Genomic DNA, 17,202 nt, shown 5'->3' with positions numbered 1-17,202 from the left:
GCGTGGCAGACCATCGGGGGAACATGGCGACTGAGGACTCACCCGAGCGGAGCGCACCGTCGGACGGTGTGCCGGCCGCGGTCCGGGAGGACGCGGCCACCGTCGAGGGCGTGTCCTTCGCCGGATCCGCCGGGCGGATGGAGACGATCTTCAAGTGGGCCGCGCAGGGCGCGGGGATCCTGCTGATCGCCGTCATCGGCCTGATCTTCCTGCAGCTCGTGGTGCAGGCCGTGCCGGCGCTGACGAAGAACAACGTCAACTTCCTGACCAGCTCCGAGTGGCAGACCACCCCGTCGAACATGCGGTTCGGCATCGTCGAGCTGCTGAAGATCACCGCGCTGTCGTCGGTGATGGCTCTCGTCCTCGCCGTACCCGTCGCCGTCGGGATCGCGACCTTCCTCGCGCAGTACGTGCCCCGCCGGATCGCCCGCCCGCTCGGCGCCGTGGTCGATCTGCTGGCCGCCGTCCCGTCGATCATCTACGGCCTGTGGGGCATCCTGGTCCTGGCGCCCTTCCTGGTGCCGCTGCAGCAGTGGCTCAACCGCAACCTCGGCTGGTTCTTCCTGTTCAAGACCGGCAACATGCAGATCTCGCTGGGTTCGACCGTGTTCACCGCGGGGATCGTGCTCGCGATCATGATCCTGCCGATCATCACCTCCATCACGCGTGAGGCGCTGTGGCAGACGCCCGTCTCGCAGCAGGAGGCGGCGCTGGCGCTCGGCGCCACGAAGTGGGAGGTCGTCCGGCTGACGGTGCTCCCGTACGGCCGCTCCGGCATCGTCGCCGGGTCCATGCTGGCGCTGGGGCGCGCGCTCGGCGAGACCATCGCGGTGCTCATCATCCTGTTCGCCGCCACCAAGAACTCCATCTGGTCGCTGTTCGACAGCGGCTACACCTTCGCTTCGAAGATCGCCTCCGCCGCCGCTGAGTTCGACAACGTCGATCAGCGCGGCGCCTACATCGCCGCCGGCCTCGTGCTGTTCGTGCTCACCTTCGTGGTGAACGCGGTCGCGCGCTGGATCGGCGGGGGACGGGTGAACGGATGACCACCGCAGATCGCAGCCCTGCGCTCGACAGCATCGCCAAGAGCGGCACCGTGTTCCACCGCACGTCCACCGTGCGACGGCTCAAGAACAACGCCGCCGCGATCGTCTTCGGCGGCTGCTTCCTGCTGGCCGTCGTTCCGCTGGTGTCCCTGCTGTACATGGTGATCGCCAACGGACTCCCCGCCGTCCTCCACGCGGACTGGTGGTCGAAGTCGATGCTCCGAGTGGCGCCCGACTCGTACGCGGGCGGCATCAGCCACGCCATCTACGGCACCCTCGTCCAGGCCGGTGTCGCCACCGTCTTCTCCGTGCCGATCGGGATCATGGTGGGCATCTACCTCGTCGAGTACGCGGAGGGCACCCGGCTGGGCAGACTCACCACGTTCATGGTCGACGTGTTGGCCGGCATCCCGTCGATCGTCGCGACCCTGTTCGTGTTCGGCGTGTGGATCACCACCTTCGGCATGCCGCAGTCGGCGTTCGCCGTCAGCCTCGCGCTGATCCTGCTCATGGTCCCCGTCGTGGTGCGCTCCACCGAGGAGATGCTCAAGCTGGTCCCGAACGAGCTGCGCGAGGCGTCCTACGCCCTCGGAGTGCCCAAGTGGAAGACGATCGTGCGGATCGTGGTGCCCACGGCCGCGTCGGGCATGGTCTCGGGCGTCTTCCTGGCGATCGCCCGCGTGGTCGGTGAGACGGCCCCGGTGCTCCTGCTCGTGGGTATCACCGACCGCCGCAACTACGACGTGTTCAACGGCAACATGGCGTCCCTGCCGCTCTTCATCTACGACCAGTACCGCACGAACCCGGGCGAGGTCGGCGAGTACCGGGCGTGGGGCGCCGCGCTGACCCTGGTGATCCTGGTGGCCATCGCGAGTGGCCTGGCCGCCCTGATGTCCCGGCTGCTCGCCCCCAAGACGAAGTAACAGAAGAAGAGGACCGTCATGGCCAAGCGTCTCGACATCAAGGACCTGAACATCTACTACGGCGCGTTCCACGCGGTGCAGGACGTCTCCCTCACCGTTCCGCCGAACTCCGTGACCGCCTTCATCGGACCGTCCGGCTGCGGCAAGTCGACGGTGCTGCGGTCGATCAACCGCATGCACGAGGTCACGCCGGGCGCGCGCGTCGACGGGCACATCACCCTCGACGGTGCCGACATCTACGGCGTCGGCGTGGACCCGGTGGGCGTGCGCAAGACCATCGGCATGGTCTTCCAGCGCCCGAACCCGTTCCCCACCATGTCGATCCGCGACAACGTCGTGGCCGGCCTGCGGTTGCAGGGCGTCCGCAGCAAGGGCAAGCTCGACGAGATCGCCGAGTCCTCGCTGCGCGGCGCGAACCTCTGGGACGAGGTCAAGGACCGCCTGAACAAACCCGGCGGCGGCCTGTCCGGCGGCCAGCAGCAGCGCCTGTGCATCGCCCGCGCCATCGCCGTGAGCCCCGACGTGCTGCTCATGGACGAGCCCTGCTCGGCGCTCGACCCGATCTCGACGCTGGCGATCGAGGACCTCATCGGCGAGCTCAAGCAGCAGTACACGATCGTGATCGTCACCCACAACATGCAGCAGGCGGCGCGCGTGTCCGACCAGACCGCGTTCTTCAACCTGGAGGCCACCGGCAAGCCGGGCAAGCTCATCGAGATCAATCCCACCGAGAAGATGTTCTCCAACCCGGACCAGCAGGCCACCGAGGACTACATCTCCGGGCGCTTCGGCTGACACGTCACACGCATTACTGGGTGTCGGACGTCAGCGATAGTCTGGTCCTGTGACATCGCAGACCCAGGACCCGCCGGTCGCCGGCGCGCGGTACAGCACCGTGCTGCCGGGCGACCGCGTGGTGGCGCGGGTGCGTGACGCGGTGCTCGTGGTCGATGCTCCGGCGCTCGGAGCTCCGGCCGAGGTCACCGACCTCGCCGCCGCCCTCGATACCGACGGTGCGGATCTCACCGCGGTGCTGCGGGATCGCAGTGGCCCGTCGTTCGCCGTGGTCGAGGTCGTCGACGGCGCGGTCCGCGCGCTACTGCGCGGCGCCCCCGGCTCGCCCGAGGAGCGAACACTGTCCGTCGCCATCTTCCCGTCCGCCTCCGCCGCGGTGCCCGAGCACGTGCTGCACGCCGAGGCGGACTTCGTCGAGCGGGTCGCGCCCCTGCCCACCGGAGCGGTGGTGACGGTCACCGTCGGGCCTCCGCCGCCGCCCGGCCCCGTGTGCGGGCCCACGGCCCTGCACCTGCTGCGCGGTGCCGTCCCGGGCGCCGGGGCGGTCCTGTGGTCGGACGAGTCGTTGCGCCCCGACGGCGAGGCCGACATCGCGACGGACGTCTTCCCGGCGGACGCCCCCACCAACGAGGAGCCGACCGGCGTGAGCCCGTTGTTCGCGGCCACCGAGTACGACGTGGAGGTCGGCGACGTGAACGCGGCTGCGGCCGTCGCCGGCCCGATGGTCGAGGGTCGGCGCTGCGCGTTCGGGCACCTCAACTCCCCGGTCGCCGCGTACTGCACGCGGTGCGGGGCCCTCGTCGACCGCCGGGCGCCGCTCGAGACGGGCCCGCGTCCGCCGCTCGGCCTGCTCGTCGCGGACGACGGCACGGCCTTCGTCGTGGACGGCGACATGGTGCTCGGCCGCGACCCGGCCGCCTATGTCGCGCAGCGCGCGGGCCGGTCGTTCGACGGTGCCGGGCGGCTCCTGCCGATCGTCCTCCAGGACCGCACGGGTGCGCTCTCCCGGGCGCACCTCGAGATCCGGATCGATGGCTGGCAGCTGCTCGCCGTCGACGTGGGTTCGGCGAACGGCACCTGGGTGCGCCCGCCGGCGTCGCCGCAGCCCCTGCGGCTGCCGCCCGGGCAGCCCGTGCCGCTCACCGTCGGGTCGGACATCCACCTGGGCGGGCGGATCCTGCAGCTGCAGGACGGCGTCGGCGCGTAAGGGCTACTTCGCGACGTCGGCGGTGGGCTCGGGGCTGCCGGTGGCCTGGAAGATCACGCGGCGGCCGATCTCGACGGCGTGGTCGGCGAAGCGCTCGTAGTAGCGGCCGAGCAGCGTCACATCGACGGCGGCGGCCACGCCGTGCTTCCACTCGCGGTCCATGAGCACGGTGAAGAGGTGGCGGTGCAGGTCGTCCATCGCATCGTCCTGCTCCTCGATCTCCGCGGCCTGCTTCGGGTCCTGCGTGAGCAGCACCTCGCGGGCGGAGTTCGCCAGCTCGACCGCGAGGCGGCCCATCTCGGCGAAGTAGCCGTTGACCTCCTCGGGGAGGGTCTTGTTCGGGAAACGGCGGCGGGTGACCTTCGCGACGTGCAGGGCGAGCGCGCCCATGCGGTCGACATCGGCGACGATCTGGAACCCGGAGACGACGATCCGCAGGTCACCGGCGACGGGGGCCTGCAACGCGAGGAGGGAGAAGGCCTCCTCCTCGGCGCGGCGGCTGAGCCGGACGATCTCGTCGTGCTCGGTGATGACCTCTTCGGCGAGCGCCAGGTCGGCCTGGAGGAGCGAGTTGGTGGCCTTCTCCATGGCGATGCCCGACTTGTCGCAGATGTCGCCGAGGATGTCGTTGAAGGCAGCCATCTGCTGGATGTACGCGTTACGCATGTGTGCAGTATATCGGCGTGTTCGTACGCGACCTCAGCGTTGGATGAACGCCGGGTGAACGACGATTAACCGCCGCTGGTCTCGGCCTCCGCGCCGGGCATCGCCGCCGCGTCGGCCTCCCACGGATCGTCGAGCCAGCCCTCCGGGAGGACCACCTTGCCGGGCGTGCCCTGCCGGCCGCGCGGGCCCTCGGCGTCCTTGGGGAAGGGCACGTCCTGGTCCAGGGTGTCGAGCAGCGCGCGCAGGTCGGCCAGGGTCTTGACGGTGGCCAGGCGCGTGCGCAGCTCGCCCCCGGCGGGGAAGCCGCGCAGGTACCAGGCGACGTGCTTGCGGATCTCCCGCATGCCCTTGTCCTCGCCGTGGTGCGCGGCGAGCAGCTCGCCGTGCCGGTACATGATCGCGGTGACCTCGCCGAGGTTCGGCGGCACGGGCATCGGCGTGCCGTTGATCGCGGAGGAGAGCTCGGAGAACAGCCACGGCCGGCCGAGGCAGCCGCGGCCCACGACCACGCCGTCGCAGCCGGTGCGCTCCATCATCGTCACCGCGTCCTCGGCGGCGAAGATGTCACCGTTGCCCAGCACGGGGATCGTGTCGCCGAAGTGGTGGTGCACGTGCTCCTTGAGCCGGGTGATCTCGTCCCAGCGGGCCTGGCCCGAATAGCGCTGCGCGGCGGTGCGGGCGTGCAGCGCAACGGCGACCGCGCCCTGCTCCGCGGCGATCCGGCCGGCGTCGAGGTGGGTGTGGTGCTCGTCGTCGATGCCCACGCGGAACTTGACGGTGACGGGGATCCGCGTTTCGGGCCCGCCGCCTCTGCTTCCGTCCTCGATGCCGCGGACCGCCGCGTCGACGATGCTCGCGAACAGGTTCCGCTTGTAGGGCAGCGCCGAGCCGCCGCCGCGGCGGGTGACCTTGGGGACGGGGCAGCCGAAGTTCATGTCGAGGTGGTCGGCGAGACCCTCCTCGGCGATCATCCGCGCCGCCTCGTACGTCCACTTCGCGTCGACGGTGTAGAGCTGCAGGCTGCGCGGGTCCTCGTCGGGGGCGAAGGTGGTCATGTGCATTGTCACCGGATGCCGCTCGACGAGCGCGCGGGCCGTGACCATCTCGCACACGTACAGCCCGGCGACGGTGCCGGTGCGCGCGCGCTCCAGCTCCCGGCACAGGCTGCGGAAGGCGACGTTGGTGACGCCGGCCATCGGCGCGAGCACGACGGGGGAGTCGAGCTCGAACCGGCCGATGCGCAGCTTCGGAGCGGTCGTGGCGGTGGTCATGTGAAATCTCCGGTCAGTCGTTCGACGGGCTGCCCCGTCACCTCCGCGATCAGCTCGAAGTCCCTGTCGACGTGCAGGACGGTGAGTCCGTTCAGTTCGGCGGTGGCGGCGATCAGAAGGTCCGGAACACCGGGAGCGCGATGCCGCCCCTCTGGTGTGAGCAGGCCCTGCACCTCGAGGGCGCGGTCCTCGATGCGAGGCGTGAGGTGGCTGCGGATCAGGTCATCGAGCGGGAAGGTACTCATCATCGCGGACCATTCGCGCTGCGACCGGGCCGAGTAGCCGGACTCCAGCAGCGTGGGCACGCTGACGTGGACCAGCCCGCGGTGAATCGCGGCGACCCATTCGGCGGCGTGCGGGGAGTCGGCGAGCCGGACGAGGGCGGACTTGTCGATGAGCCACGGCCCACTCACGACCACGCCTGCCGCATCACGTCATCGTCCTTCAGATCGCGAGCCATCTCGGCGAAGCGCCGCAGATCGTCCACGGTGCCGCGAGCCCGAGGCGGGCCGGGCTGGGTGACCAGGCGCTTGAGGTACTCGTTGCGCGACAGGCCTCGTTGCTTCGCCTGGGCATCGATGTTTCGCAGTGCGTCGTCGTCGAGCCCGCGGATCAGAATGTCGGTCATGACGAGACCACCTCCTGATATCCGATGATATCAGGAGGTGGTGGTCGACGATTGCCCAGGTCAGACGGCCAGGCCGGCCTTCTCGCGCTTCGCGGCCTCGCGGGCCAGCGAGCGGTCGCGCATCTCCTCGAACTTCACGGCCGCGGCCTCGAGCTCGTCGAGGAAGGTGGCGAGCTCCTCGCGGGTGCGCTCGCCCTCGGGGCCGAAGTCCTCGCGCTCGAAGATCTTCCACTTGCGCAGGACGGGCATGACGACCTCGTCCTTGTGCTGGCGCAGGTCGTAGATGCCGTGCTTGGCCATGAGCACGCCGTTGCGGCGGAAGTCGGGCATGCCGGCGCCGGGCATCTCGAAGTGCTTGATGGTGTCCGTGATCGAGCGGATCGCCTGGTCGGGGACCAGGTTCAGGCCCGCCGCCGAGATGTTGCGGTAGAAGATCATGTGCAGGTTCTCGTCGGCCGCGATGCGCTGGAGCATCTTGTCGGCGATCGGGTCCTTGCAGACCTTGCCGGTGTTGCGGTGGCTCACGCGGGTGGCGAGCTCCTGGAAGGTCACGTACGCCACGGAGTGCAGCATCGTCATCTTCTGCTCGGTGTGCTGCGCCACCTTGCCCTGCGGGTCCCACCCGTTGGTCATGTGGATCATGCGGGCCTGCTCGAGCTTGACGGGGTCGACGCCGCGGGTCACCACGAGGTAGTCGCGCATGGCGATGCCGTGCCGGTTCTCCTCGGAGGTCCAGCGGCCCACCCAGTGGCCCCAGGCGTCGTCCATGGAGAAGTTCGCGGCGATCTCCCGGTGGTACGTGGGGAGGTTGTCCTCCGTGAGGAGGTTCGTGATCATCGCGGCCTTGGCGACCTCGTCGAGCTGGCTCTCCTCGGGGTCGTAGTCGTGACCACCGAGCGCGGCGTAGTTCTTGCCGTCCGACCACGGGATGTACTCGTGGGGGCTCCAGTCCTTCGTCATCGAGAGATGGCGGTTGACGTTGTCCTCGGCGACGCCAGAGAGCTCCTGCAGAAGCTCGAGCTGGGTGAGTTGGCGGGTCGACATCATTCCTCTTTCGACGTTTGGATCAATTCCAGATTACCCGAGGAGTCTACGCACTTCGGACCGCGGACTCAATGTCCTCAGTGGGAAAGTGACGCTTTCGTCCTGCGGTTTTGGCGCCGACCGTGCTCAGACGGCCAGCCCGGTGCGCTCGCGACGGGCGGCCTCGCGGGCCAGCGAGCGGTCGCGCATCTCCTCGAACTTCGCGGCCTGGACCTCCAGGTCGGCCAGGAACACCGCGAGCTCGTCGCGGGCCTGCTCGCCCACGGAGCCGAAGTCCTCGCGCTCGAAGATCTTCCACTTGCGCAGCACGGGCATGACGACCTCGTCGCGGTGCTGGCGCAGGTCGTAGATGCCGTGTTTGGCCATGAGCACGCCGTTGCGGCGGAAGTCGGGCATGCCGAGGCCGGGCATCTGGAAGCCGGTGACGATGTCGGTGATGGCGCGCAGGGCCTGGTCCGGGGCCAGGTCGAGGGCCGCGCCGCAGATGTTGCGGTAGAAGATCATGTGCAGGTTCTCGTCGGCCGCGATGCGCTGGAGCAGCTTGTCCGCGGTCGGATCGTTGCAGGCCTTGCCGGTGTTGCGGTGGCTGACGCGGGTGGCCAGCTCCTGGAAGGTGACGTACGAGACGAGGTGCAGGATGCTGCGGTCGCCGAGCTCCGCGCCGGTGTGCCCCTCGGAGGTGGCGCCGTTACCCATGTGGGTCATCCGGAACTCCTCGAGCTTGACCGGATCGACGGAGCGGGTGACCAGCAGGTAGTCGCGCATCGCGATGCCGTGGCGGTTCTCCTCGGCGGTCCACCGGCCGACCCAGTGGCCCCAGGCGTGGTCCATGGAGAAGTTGTCCGCGATCTCGCGGTGATAGCTGGGGAGGTTGTCCTCGGTCAGCAGGTTGGTGATCATCGCCGCGCGGGCCACGTCCGAGAGCTGCGACTGGACCGGATCCCAATCCGCGCCGCCCAGGGCGGAGAAATTGCGACCCTCGTCCCACGGCACGTAGTCGTGCGGGTTCCAGTCCTTGGTCATCGACAGATGGCGGTTCACGTTCTGCTCCGCCACCCCGGAGAGCTCCTGGAGGAGCTCGATCTGGGTCAATTCGCGCTGCATGATGCCTTTCATCGCCGAGAACCAGCGCGACGTTACGCAGAACCGCCAGGCCGGGTCCGGCAATCACCGATCTGTGGCGCACATAACGCCCGAACGGGGCGGTACCGAGACGGCGGTCACAGTATCCAGCCCAGTTCGCGGGCGCGCACGGCCGCCTCGTACCGGTTCGCGACCCCCAACTTCGCCATCGCCGAGGAGAGGTAGTTGCGGGTCGTTCCCGGGCTCAGATGCGCACGCCGCGCGATCTCGTCGACGGACGCACCGTCGACGGCGAACTCCAGGACGTCGGCCTCCCGGGCCGTGAGCGGCGAGTCGCCGGCGCTGATCGCGTCGGCCGCCAGCTCGGGGTCGACGTACCGCCCGCCGGCGTGGACGGTACGGATGACCTGCGCGAGCGTCGCCGCCGGTGCGGTCTTGGGGAGGAAGCCGCGCACGCCCGTGGCGAGGGCGCGCTTGAGGTAGCCGGGCCGGCCGTGGCTGGTGACGATGAGGGTCGCGGCGCCCGGGGTGCTGCGCAGCAGTTCGGCGGCGGTGTCGATGCCGTCGGGACCGGGCATCTGCAGATCGATCACCGCAACGGCGGGCGGCAGTCCCGCCGCGACGCGCCGCTCCCACAGCGCGATCAGTTCGGTGCCCGATGCCGCCTCGGCCGCGACGGTGATGTCGGGCTCCAGGTCGAGCAGCGCGGCCACCGCGGTCCGGATCAGGTGCTCGTCGTCGGCGAGCACTACCTCGATCGTCATGCTTCCTCCCAGGTCGCGGTCAGGACGAACTCCTCGCCCTCGCGGGCACCGTCGACGTCCGCGCCCACGGCCCGGAGCCTTCCCCGCAGGCCGTCCAGTCCCGACGGTGCGCCCTCGCCCCTGCCCGCATCCCCGGCCGGCGGCAGCGCACCGTCGTTGCGCAGGACCAGGCCCGACGGGCTCAGCGTGAGCACGGCCTGGCCCGCCGCGGAGTGCTTGACGATGTTGGTGACGCCCTCGCGGACCACCCACGCGGCGGCCTCGTGGAGGTCGGCGGGGACGTCGTCGGGGGTGCCGATGACCCGGAGCCCGCAGCCGGCGGCGGACAGCAACGAGCGCGCGCCCGCGACCTCGGTGCCGAGGTCGATCCCGCGGTAGCCGCGGACCAGGGAGCGGGTGTCCTCCATCGACGAGACGGCCAGCTCCTTCACCTCGTCCATCTCGGCGACCGCGCGGTCCGTGGCCCCGGCGCGCGCGAGCGTTGCGGCCAGTTCGCTCTTGACCGCGATCGCGGAGAAGGCCCGCCCGACCACGTCGTGCAGGTCGCGGGAGAACCGCAGCCGCTCCTCGGCGACCTCGAGTTCCGCTGTTGCCCGCTTGCCCTCCTCGAGCTCGGTGAGCACCTGCATCCCCCATGCCGTGCTCCGCGAGGTCCACATGAGCGCGGCGCCCGCGACGATGAGGATCGCGCCGACCCGCAGCTCACCGATGCCGCCGAGCGCGACCGCGGTCGCGAGCCCGCCGGCGATCAGGGTCGGCCACCGGTAGCGGGGCATGAAAGGGATCACCCCCGCGCAGGCCATGAGGAAGGTCATCGACCCGGTGAGCGCCGCGCCGCGGACGGCGTCGCCGTCGCCGAGGCGGGCGGCGACCACCGCGAGCACCCAGACCGTGCCGATCGCGACGACGGCGAACCGCCAGGCCAGTCGGCGTTGGCGGTCCGTGGCGCGGAGCGCGAGGTCGGGCTGCGCCTCGATCCCGGCGATCGCCCCGAGCCCGGCGGCGACGACGCCGACCGTCGGCCAGGTCCGCGTGCCGCTGACGATCAGCATGACCACCACGAAGACCAGCGCGCTCTGCAGCACGAGGCGGGTGTAGAGCCGGTACTTGTCCGGGCCGGACATCGACCGCCACCACGTGGCGATCCGCCGGACCGGCGCGGGCAACAGCCGCGACCGGGCCGGCGGATCCGCCTGCGCACCGGGTGGGGTGGTGGTGATCATTCCCGGTCGTCCCAGCGGAACCACTTCGTGGCCATGAGGAGAGCGATCACCGTCCATAGCGCCAGTGTCGCAAGTGGGCGGCCGGTCTCGCCGAAGGTGGCGGCGAAGCCGAGCGGCGCGGCGTCGTCGGGCATGCCGGGCGCGATGCCCGCCTGCCCGAGCCGGATGAGGTCCGAGACGGCGGCGAAGGGCGTCCAGTCGGCGACCAGGGCGAGGCGTTCCGGGAGGATCTGCCGGATGTTCGCCATGCCGGCCATCGCCACGATCATCACCGGCATCGAGGTGATCTGGGCCGCCTCGGCGTTCTTGGTCACCGCGCTGGTCGCCAGCGCCAGCAGGGTGAAGATCACCAGGCCGGCGGCGAGCGCGAACACCATGAGCGGCGCGTTCACCGGGAGCGGCCCGCCGGCGCCGTAGACGGCGGCGCACACGATCACCGCGCCGATCAGCGTGAGGCCGATGCCCGGGATGCCGGGGGCGGTGAGGATCTGCAGGTCCGAGGACTCGCCGGTGCGCAGCCGCTTGAGCACGCCCTCGGAGCGGCGCGTGGTGACCATCGACAGCACCGAGTAGTACTGCACGAAGAGCAGCGCGAACACCGCGAAGAACTCGATCGTGGTCGCCACGCCGAGCGGCTTGGGCGCCTGGTCGCCGCGGGCGACGAAGAACAGCAGCAAGGGCGTCCCGACGGGGAACACGGTTCCCATGAACAGCAGCGTCTTGTTACGGCGGAACTGCAGGTACTCGGCGTGCGCGAGGGCGCGCAGCGGGTGCCGGCCGTAGCCGACTCCGGGGCGGGTCTGGGCGGCGGCCGTGGTCATGCTCGTGCTCCGATCGGCTCGGGGTCGGCGGTCGCGTCGTCCTCGCTCGCGATGGCGAGGAACACGGACTCGAGGGAGGGGTGACGGGCCTGCAGCCCGGACAGCGTGAGGCCGCGGTCCGCGGCCCAGTCGAGGAGGATATGGAGGTCGCGCTGGAGGTGATGGGTGCGCAGGGTGATGCGGGCACCGTCGGGCGTCTGGTCCCAGGCGGCCGAGAGGGCGGGCAGGGGCACGGCGGGATCGTCCAGGACGATCTCCGCGGGGTGGCCCTCGACGATCTCGCGCAGCGTGCCGCGCCGGGCGACGGTGCCGTGGTGCATGATCGCGATCCGGTCGGCGAGTGCTTCGGCCTCGTCGAGGTAGTGGGTGGTCAGGACCATCGTGACGCCGTCGCGCTTGAGCTCGGCGAGGAGCTGCCAGGTGGCGCGGCGGCTCTCGGGGTCGAGTCCGGTGGTCGGCTCGTCGAGGAACAGCAGGCGCGGCTGTCCGATGAGGGCGCACGCGAGGTCGACGCGCCGCTGCTCGCCGCCGGACAGCGCGCGCACCCGCACGTCCGCGCGGTCGGTGAGGCGGACGCGCTCGAGGACGGCGTCGGCGGTGGTCGGGTTGCTGCAGGTGCCGCGCCACATCTCCAGCGTCTCGCGGACGGTGAGCTCGGCGGGCAGGCCGCCGGACTGGAGCATGATGCCGGTGAGCGGTCGCACGCCGCGCCGATCCTTGCGGGGGTCCAGGCCGAAGACGGCGAGCTCGCCGCCGCTCGGCTCCGCGAGGCCCTCGAGCAGGTCCAGGGTGGAGGTCTTGCCGGCGCCGTTGGTCCCGAGCAGGGCGAAGACCTCGCCCGCGCGGATGTCGAGGTCGATTCCGCGGACCGCCTCGAAGGCGTCCGCGCCGGAGCCGTAGGTCCGGCGCAGGCCCGTGGCCGTGATGACGGGGTCGACGGTGGCTGTGCTCGCCTCGGGCGCGGTCACGAGCGGTCCCACTTCCGGGTGCCGAGGACCCAGCGCACGGCCAGGTGCAGGGCGACGACGCCGGTGACGATCGCGGCGAGCAGCAGCGGGGGCTGCAGCAGGATCACGATGAGGGCGATGAGGACGACGGTGGCGATGACCACCGCGCCCTCGCGGGCGCGGGTGGGGGCTGGGCCGAGCCGGCAGGAGTCGACGAGGAGGTTGTGGAGCGCCCCTGTCGACGGTGCCCGGGACGGTTGGTGCGGACGATGGGCGGTGTGGAGGTCGTTGGCGTTCATGTGATCAACCCTCGCCCGGTTCGGGCGTCGGCAGTAGTGCGCGCAGTCAGGGGATTCCCGCTGGTTGTCACCGGTTCCCGATGACATCTGTCATGCCGCCGATGTCGACCGGCCCCGTGCGATCATGAATTCGTTACCGAATCTTTTCTCGGTTTTCGTCCGCCGGACGGGGAAGTGCAGCACGCTACGGCAGTGACCGCCACGACGGAACGGGTGGAGCCATCACCCAAGAAGGGGCTGGCCGCCGACCTGGTACCCAAGGACAACCTGCTGTTCCTGTTGTTCGTGGTGCCCAACCTGGTGCTGCTGGCCGTCTTCACCTATCGCCCGCTGATCGACAACGTGCGGCTGAGCTTCCACGAGTGGTCGCTCGCCGGCACGGCGCCCGCGAAGTGGATCGGGCTGGACAACTACCGCGAGTTCTTCACCACCGCGGAGAGCTGGCAGGTCGTCACCGTCACGCTGATCTTCACGGTGAGTGCGGTGGTGTTCTCGATGGTGCTGGGCCTCGCGCTGGCGATGTTGCTGGATCAGAATCTCAAGGGTCGCAACCTGGTCCGGTCCGCGGTGTTCGCGCCGTTCGTGATCTCGGGCGCCGCGATCGGCGCGGCGTTCTACTTCGTGTTCAACCCGCAGTTCGGCGCGGTGGCATCGATCCTCGGCTGGTTCGGGATCGAGAGCCCGGACTTCTACCAGAGTCCCGGCTGGGCACTGTTCCTGGTGACCTTCACCTACATCTGGAAGAACCTGGGCTACACGTTCGTCATCTACCTCGCCGCGCTGCAGGGGCTCAACAAGGACCTCGACGAGGCCGCGGCGATCGACGGGACGCCGGCCTGGCGAAAGTTCTGGCGGGTCACGCTGCCGCAGCTGCGGCCCGCCACCTACTTCCTGTCGATCACGGTGCTGCTCAACAGCCTCCAGGTGTTCGACATCATCAACATCATGTTCCCGGCGGGTGGCCCGCAGAACGGCACGACGACCATGGTGTTCGACATCTACTGGCAGACCTTCCGCAACCAGCGCGCCGGCTACGGCGCGACCATCGCCACGATCATGTTCCTCGTACTGCTGATCGTGACCGTGGTGCAGGTGCGAATGATGGACCGGGGGGACGACGCGTGAGCAGCGTGCTGAAGTCGGGTCCCACGGGCGATCCGAGGATGAAGGTCGTCGGCTACCTCGGCATGCTGGCGACGCTGCTGCTGGTGGCGGTGCCGGTGTACTTCATCGTCATCACCTCGTTCAAGGACCGCGGCGACATCTTCGTCTCGCCCGCCACCTGGTGGCCGCCGACGTGGTATCCGAAGAACTACAGCTATGTCACGCAGGAGATCCCGTATTGGCAGTACCTGCGGAACTCGGCGATCATCACGCTGGTCACGGGAACGATCAAGTTCGTGCTGGGCGTGAGCACGGCGTACGCGCTGGTGTTCCTGCGCTTCCCCTTCAAGAAACTCCTGTTCCTCGTGGTGATCGCGGCGCTGATGGTGCCCAACCAGATCACCGTGATCTCGAACTACGCGCTCATGGCGGACTACCGGAACACCTTCGTGGGCATCATCCTGCCGCTCGCGGGCGTGGCCTTCGGCACCTTCCTCATGCGCAACCACTTCCTCTCCCTGCCCAAGGAGATCGTGGAGGCCGCGCGCATGGACGGTGCCGGCCACCTCCGGCTGCTGTTCCGGGTGATCCTGCCGATCTCGATCCCCACGATGGTCGCCTTCGCGGTGATCACGCTGGTGAACGAGTGGAACGAGTACCTCTGGCCGTTCCTCATGTCGGACAACGCCGCCGTGGCGCCGCTGCCCGTCGGCCTGACCCTGCTGCAGAACACCGAGCAGGGCGTCAACTGGGGGCCGGTCATGGCCGCCACGCTGCTCACCGCTCTGCCCATGCTCGTCGTCTTCCTGATCCTGCAACGACAGATGATCAAGGGCCTCACGTCCGGTGCCGTCAAGGGCTGACCGGGACCACCACCGAATACGAAACACCAAGGGAGAAACTCATGGTCGACTTCACCAGGCGCGGTTTCCTCGCGACCGGACTCGCCGCCACCGCTGCCGTCGCCGCGGCGTGCGCGGGATCCGGTTCCGGCGGCGGCTCGTCGGACTCCGGCGACAGCGGCGGCGACATCACGCTGCGCTTCCTCACCAACCACCCCGGCAGTTCGAAGGCCACCGAGCAGGAGTTGATCGACGCCTTCCAGAAGGCGAACCCCGGCATCAAGGTGGAGATGCTCGATGGCGGCAAGAACTACGAGCAGGTCGCGCAGAAGTTCCAGACCTCGCTCACCGGCGGCACCAAGCCCGATGTGGTCGTGGTCTCCGACGTGACCTGGTTCAACTTCGCGCTCAACAAGCAGATCGCGCCGCTGGACGACCTGTTCGCCGGCGCCGGCCTCAAGCCCGAGGAGTACGTCGACTCGCTGCTGGCCGATACGAAGTTCGACGGCAAGCACTACGCCGTGCCCTACTCCCGCTCGACGCCGCTGTTCTACTACAACAAGGACGTGTGGAAGAAGGCCGGCCTCGAGGACCGCGGCCCGAAGGACTGGGACGAGTTCGTGCAGTGGGCCCCGCGCATCCAGGAGGCCATCGGCGGCGACAAGAAGGCCATCGTGCTCGCCGACTCGGAGAACTACATCGACTGGGTCTTCGAGGGCTGGAACTGGTCGAAGGGCGGCGCCTACTCCAACGGCTGGGACCTGAAGTTCACCACCCCCGAGTCGATCGCCGCGGCGAACCAGCTCAAGGAGGTCATCGGCAAGTGGGGCCGCCTGGTCACCACGCCCGAGAACGACTTCGGCGCCGGCCTCGCCGCCGCAACGATGCAGTCGACGGGCTCGCTCAAGACCATCGCCTCGGCCGCCAAGTTCGAGGTCGGCACGGCCTTCCTGCCGGGACCCGCCGGCAAGTCCTGCCCCACCGGCGGCGCCGGCGTCGCCATCACGGAGGGGATCTCGGCCCAGCGCAAGGCCGCTGCGATGAAGTTCATCGAGTTCCTCACCAATACGGCCAACACGGCGAAGTTCACGCAGGCGACCGGCTACATGCCGGTCCGCAAGGCCGCGGTCGACGAGCCCTCGCTGAAGGAGTTCATCGAGAAGAACCCGAACTTCGGCACCGCGGTCAAGCAGCTCCCGCTGACCCGCGTTCAGGACAACGCGCGCGTCTTCGTGCCGGGTGGCGGCGAGGACATCGGCAAGGCCCTGCAGCAGATCGCGACCGGCGGCGACGCCGCGGCCGTCTTGGGTGCGTTGCAGAAGACCATCCAGGGCAAGATCGACTCGCAGATCAAGCCGAAGCTGCCGAAGTAGATCCGGCGCAGTCGGTTTCGTAGGAACTAGGAGCAACAGGAACACCATGGCAACGGTGCGTTTCGACGGTGCGACCGTCCAGTATCCGGGCGCCGAGCGGCCGTCGGTCAGCTCGCTCGACCTGGACATCGCCGACGGCGAGTTCGTCGTGCTCGTCGGCCCGTCGGGCTGCGGCAAGTCCACCAGCTTGCGGGCCCTCGCGGGCCTGGAGGCCGTCACGGACGGCCACATCCTGATCGACGACGTCGATGTGACGGCGGTGTCGCCGAAGAAGCGCGACGTGGCCATGGTGTTCCAGAACTACGCCCTGTACCCGAACATGACGGTGGCGGGGAACATGGGCTTCGCGCTGCGCAACGCCGGTGTGTCCAAAGAGGACACGGCCAAGCGCGTGGCGGAGGCCGCGGCCATGCTCGAGCTGGAGCCGCTGCTCGACCGGAAGCCCGCGCGGCTCTCCGGCGGGCAGCGTCAGCGCGTGGCCATGGGGCGCGCCATCGTCCGGCATCCCAAGGTGTTCGCCATGGACGAGCCGCTGTCGAACCTCGATGCGCGCCTGCGCGTCTCGACTCGATCACAGATCTCCGCGCTGCAGCGACGGCTCGGCGTCACCACGCTGTACGTGACGCACGATCAGGTGGAGGCCATGACCATGGGCGACCGCGTCGCGGTGCTCAAGGACGGTCTGCTGCAGCAGGTCGCACCCCCGCGTGAGCTCTACGACGACCCGGTCAACACCTTCGTGGCGGGCTTCCTCGGCTCGCCGGGCATGAATCTCCTGACGGTGCCCCGCTCCGACGCCGGAGCTGACCTCGCGGGCGCCGTGGTGCCGGTTCCGCGCACCGTCGAATCCGGTTCGACGGTGACCGTCGGGCTGCGGCCCGAGGGACTCGAGGTGGTCGCGCCCGGCACGCCCGGGGCGGCCGAGGGCACCGTCGCCCTGGTGGAGGAGCTCGGCGCCGAGGCGCTCGTCTACGTGAACGTGAACGTGGACGGGCAGGACAAGCCGGTGGTGGCCCGGGTCGACCGCTCGACGACGCTGCGCGCGGGCGAGGAGGCGGGGCTGCTCCCCGACGCGGAGCAGGCGCTGTTCTTCCACGCGGAGTCGGGGGACCGCCTCCGCTGACCACGGCGGGCGGAACGGGTGCGGATGGCTTCCCGCACCCGAT

At 69.5% G+C, this 17,202-nt stretch carries 19 protein-coding genes; 8 read left to right on the top strand and 11 right to left on the bottom strand.

Going from position 1 to position 17,202, the window contains the following annotated elements:
* The first annotated feature begins 23 nt into the window (after positions 1-23).
* The 4 genes from pstC to ABZX10_RS21660 are packed head-to-tail and all read left to right on the top strand — an operon-like array spanning position 24 to position 3,971.
* On the top strand, positions 24-1,046 hold the full coding sequence (pstC, locus tag ABZX10_RS21675) for a phosphate ABC transporter permease subunit PstC (RefSeq protein WP_355544977.1): 1,023 nt from the start codon (positions 24-26) through the stop codon (positions 1,044-1,046).
* Positions 1,043-1,969, top strand: coding sequence for a phosphate ABC transporter permease PstA (pstA, locus tag ABZX10_RS21670; RefSeq protein WP_355544974.1), 927 nt, complete (start codon positions 1,043-1,045; stop codon positions 1,967-1,969). The genes pstC and pstA overlap by 4 nt, the downstream gene beginning before the upstream one ends.
* An 18-nt stretch (positions 1,970-1,987) precedes the next feature.
* Positions 1,988-2,764 carry a phosphate ABC transporter ATP-binding protein PstB gene (gene pstB, locus ABZX10_RS21665; protein WP_355544971.1) on the top strand — a complete coding sequence of 259 codons (777 nt, stop codon included), beginning with the start codon at positions 1,988-1,990 and terminating at the stop codon, positions 2,762-2,764.
* A gap of 49 nt (positions 2,765-2,813) precedes the next feature.
* A complete protein-coding gene (locus tag ABZX10_RS21660) occupies positions 2,814-3,971 on the top strand; it encodes an FHA domain-containing protein (RefSeq protein WP_355544968.1) in 1,158 nt (385 codons plus the stop codon).
* Positions 3,972-3,974: 3 nt separating this feature from the next.
* Here ABZX10_RS21660 and phoU read toward each other — a convergent pair whose 3' ends face one another.
* The 11 genes from phoU to ABZX10_RS21605 all read right to left on the bottom strand — a co-directional run bounded on the left by phoU (position 3,975) and on the right by ABZX10_RS21605 (position 12,717).
* Positions 3,975-4,637 carry a phosphate signaling complex protein PhoU gene (phoU, locus tag ABZX10_RS21655; protein WP_068573098.1) on the bottom strand — a complete coding sequence of 221 codons (663 nt, stop codon included), beginning with the start codon at positions 4,635-4,637 and terminating at the stop codon, positions 3,975-3,977.
* 65 nt (positions 4,638-4,702) lie between these two features.
* Positions 4,703-5,908: a tRNA dihydrouridine synthase DusB gene (gene dusB / locus ABZX10_RS21650; protein WP_355544964.1), complete on the bottom strand. Its 1,206-nt coding sequence runs from the start codon at positions 5,906-5,908 to the stop codon at positions 4,703-4,705.
* On the bottom strand, positions 5,905-6,321 hold the full coding sequence (locus ABZX10_RS21645) for a PIN domain nuclease (RefSeq protein ID WP_355544962.1): 417 nt from the start codon (positions 6,319-6,321) through the stop codon (positions 5,905-5,907). Before ABZX10_RS21645 ends, dusB begins: the two co-directional genes overlap by 4 nt.
* Positions 6,318-6,536 carry a hypothetical protein gene (locus ABZX10_RS21640; protein WP_355544959.1) on the bottom strand — a complete coding sequence of 73 codons (219 nt, stop codon included), beginning with the start codon at positions 6,534-6,536 and terminating at the stop codon, positions 6,318-6,320. The genes ABZX10_RS21645 and ABZX10_RS21640 overlap by 4 nt, the downstream gene beginning before the upstream one ends.
* A 60-nt stretch (positions 6,537-6,596) precedes the next feature.
* Entirely contained in the window at positions 6,597-7,583 is a 987-nt protein-coding gene (locus ABZX10_RS21635) for an acyl-ACP desaturase (RefSeq protein WP_355544956.1), read from the bottom strand.
* 123 nt (positions 7,584-7,706) lie between these two features.
* Positions 7,707-8,684: an acyl-ACP desaturase gene (locus tag ABZX10_RS21630; protein ID WP_355544953.1), complete on the bottom strand. Its 978-nt coding sequence runs from the start codon at positions 8,682-8,684 to the stop codon at positions 7,707-7,709.
* 116 nt (positions 8,685-8,800) lie between these two features.
* Entirely contained in the window at positions 8,801-9,427 is a 627-nt protein-coding gene (locus ABZX10_RS21625) for a response regulator transcription factor (protein WP_355544950.1), read from the bottom strand.
* The gene (locus tag ABZX10_RS21620; protein ID WP_355544947.1) at positions 9,424-10,650 is read right to left on the bottom strand and encodes a histidine kinase; all 1,227 of its coding nucleotides are present in this window, start codon (positions 10,648-10,650) and stop codon (positions 9,424-9,426) included. Before ABZX10_RS21620 ends, ABZX10_RS21625 begins: the two co-directional genes overlap by 4 nt.
* Positions 10,647-11,471 carry an ABC transporter permease gene (locus ABZX10_RS21615; protein ID WP_355544944.1) on the bottom strand — a complete coding sequence of 275 codons (825 nt, stop codon included), beginning with the start codon at positions 11,469-11,471 and terminating at the stop codon, positions 10,647-10,649. The genes ABZX10_RS21620 and ABZX10_RS21615 overlap by 4 nt, the downstream gene beginning before the upstream one ends.
* Entirely contained in the window at positions 11,468-12,439 is a 972-nt protein-coding gene (locus ABZX10_RS21610) for an ABC transporter ATP-binding protein (protein WP_355544941.1), read from the bottom strand. Before ABZX10_RS21610 ends, ABZX10_RS21615 begins: the two co-directional genes overlap by 4 nt.
* Complete coding sequence (locus ABZX10_RS21605) at positions 12,436-12,717, bottom strand: hypothetical protein (RefSeq protein WP_355544938.1); 282 nt, start codon at positions 12,715-12,717, stop codon at positions 12,436-12,438. The genes ABZX10_RS21610 and ABZX10_RS21605 overlap by 4 nt, the downstream gene beginning before the upstream one ends.
* Before the next feature lie 237 nt (positions 12,718-12,954).
* Between ABZX10_RS21605 and ABZX10_RS21600 the strand changes: the two genes are divergently transcribed.
* From ABZX10_RS21600 to ABZX10_RS21585, 4 genes are read left to right on the top strand one after another with little or no spacing between them, the layout of a single operon-like run.
* Entirely contained in the window at positions 12,955-13,842 is an 888-nt protein-coding gene (locus ABZX10_RS21600; protein WP_355545062.1) for a sugar ABC transporter permease, read from the top strand.
* Positions 13,843-13,880: 38 nt separating this feature from the next.
* Positions 13,881-14,684, top strand: coding sequence for a carbohydrate ABC transporter permease (locus ABZX10_RS21595; RefSeq protein WP_355545059.1), 804 nt, complete (start codon positions 13,881-13,883; stop codon positions 14,682-14,684).
* Positions 14,685-14,725: 41 nt separating this feature from the next.
* Positions 14,726-16,036, top strand: a complete 1,311-nt coding sequence (locus ABZX10_RS21590; RefSeq protein ID WP_355544935.1) for an ABC transporter substrate-binding protein — start codon at positions 14,726-14,728, stop codon at positions 16,034-16,036.
* A 46-nt stretch (positions 16,037-16,082) separates the two neighbouring features.
* Positions 16,083-17,159: an ATP-binding cassette domain-containing protein gene (locus ABZX10_RS21585; protein ID WP_355544932.1), complete on the top strand. Its 1,077-nt coding sequence runs from the start codon at positions 16,083-16,085 to the stop codon at positions 17,157-17,159.
* Positions 17,160-17,202: the final 43 nt, after the last annotated feature.

The organism is Tsukamurella sp. NPDC003166 (assembly GCF_040611135.1).
GTDB lineage: Bacteria > Actinomycetota > Actinomycetes > Mycobacteriales > Mycobacteriaceae > Tsukamurella.
Note: the sequence above shows the minus strand (reverse complement) of the source record. Positions and strands in the feature narration are given on the sequence as shown.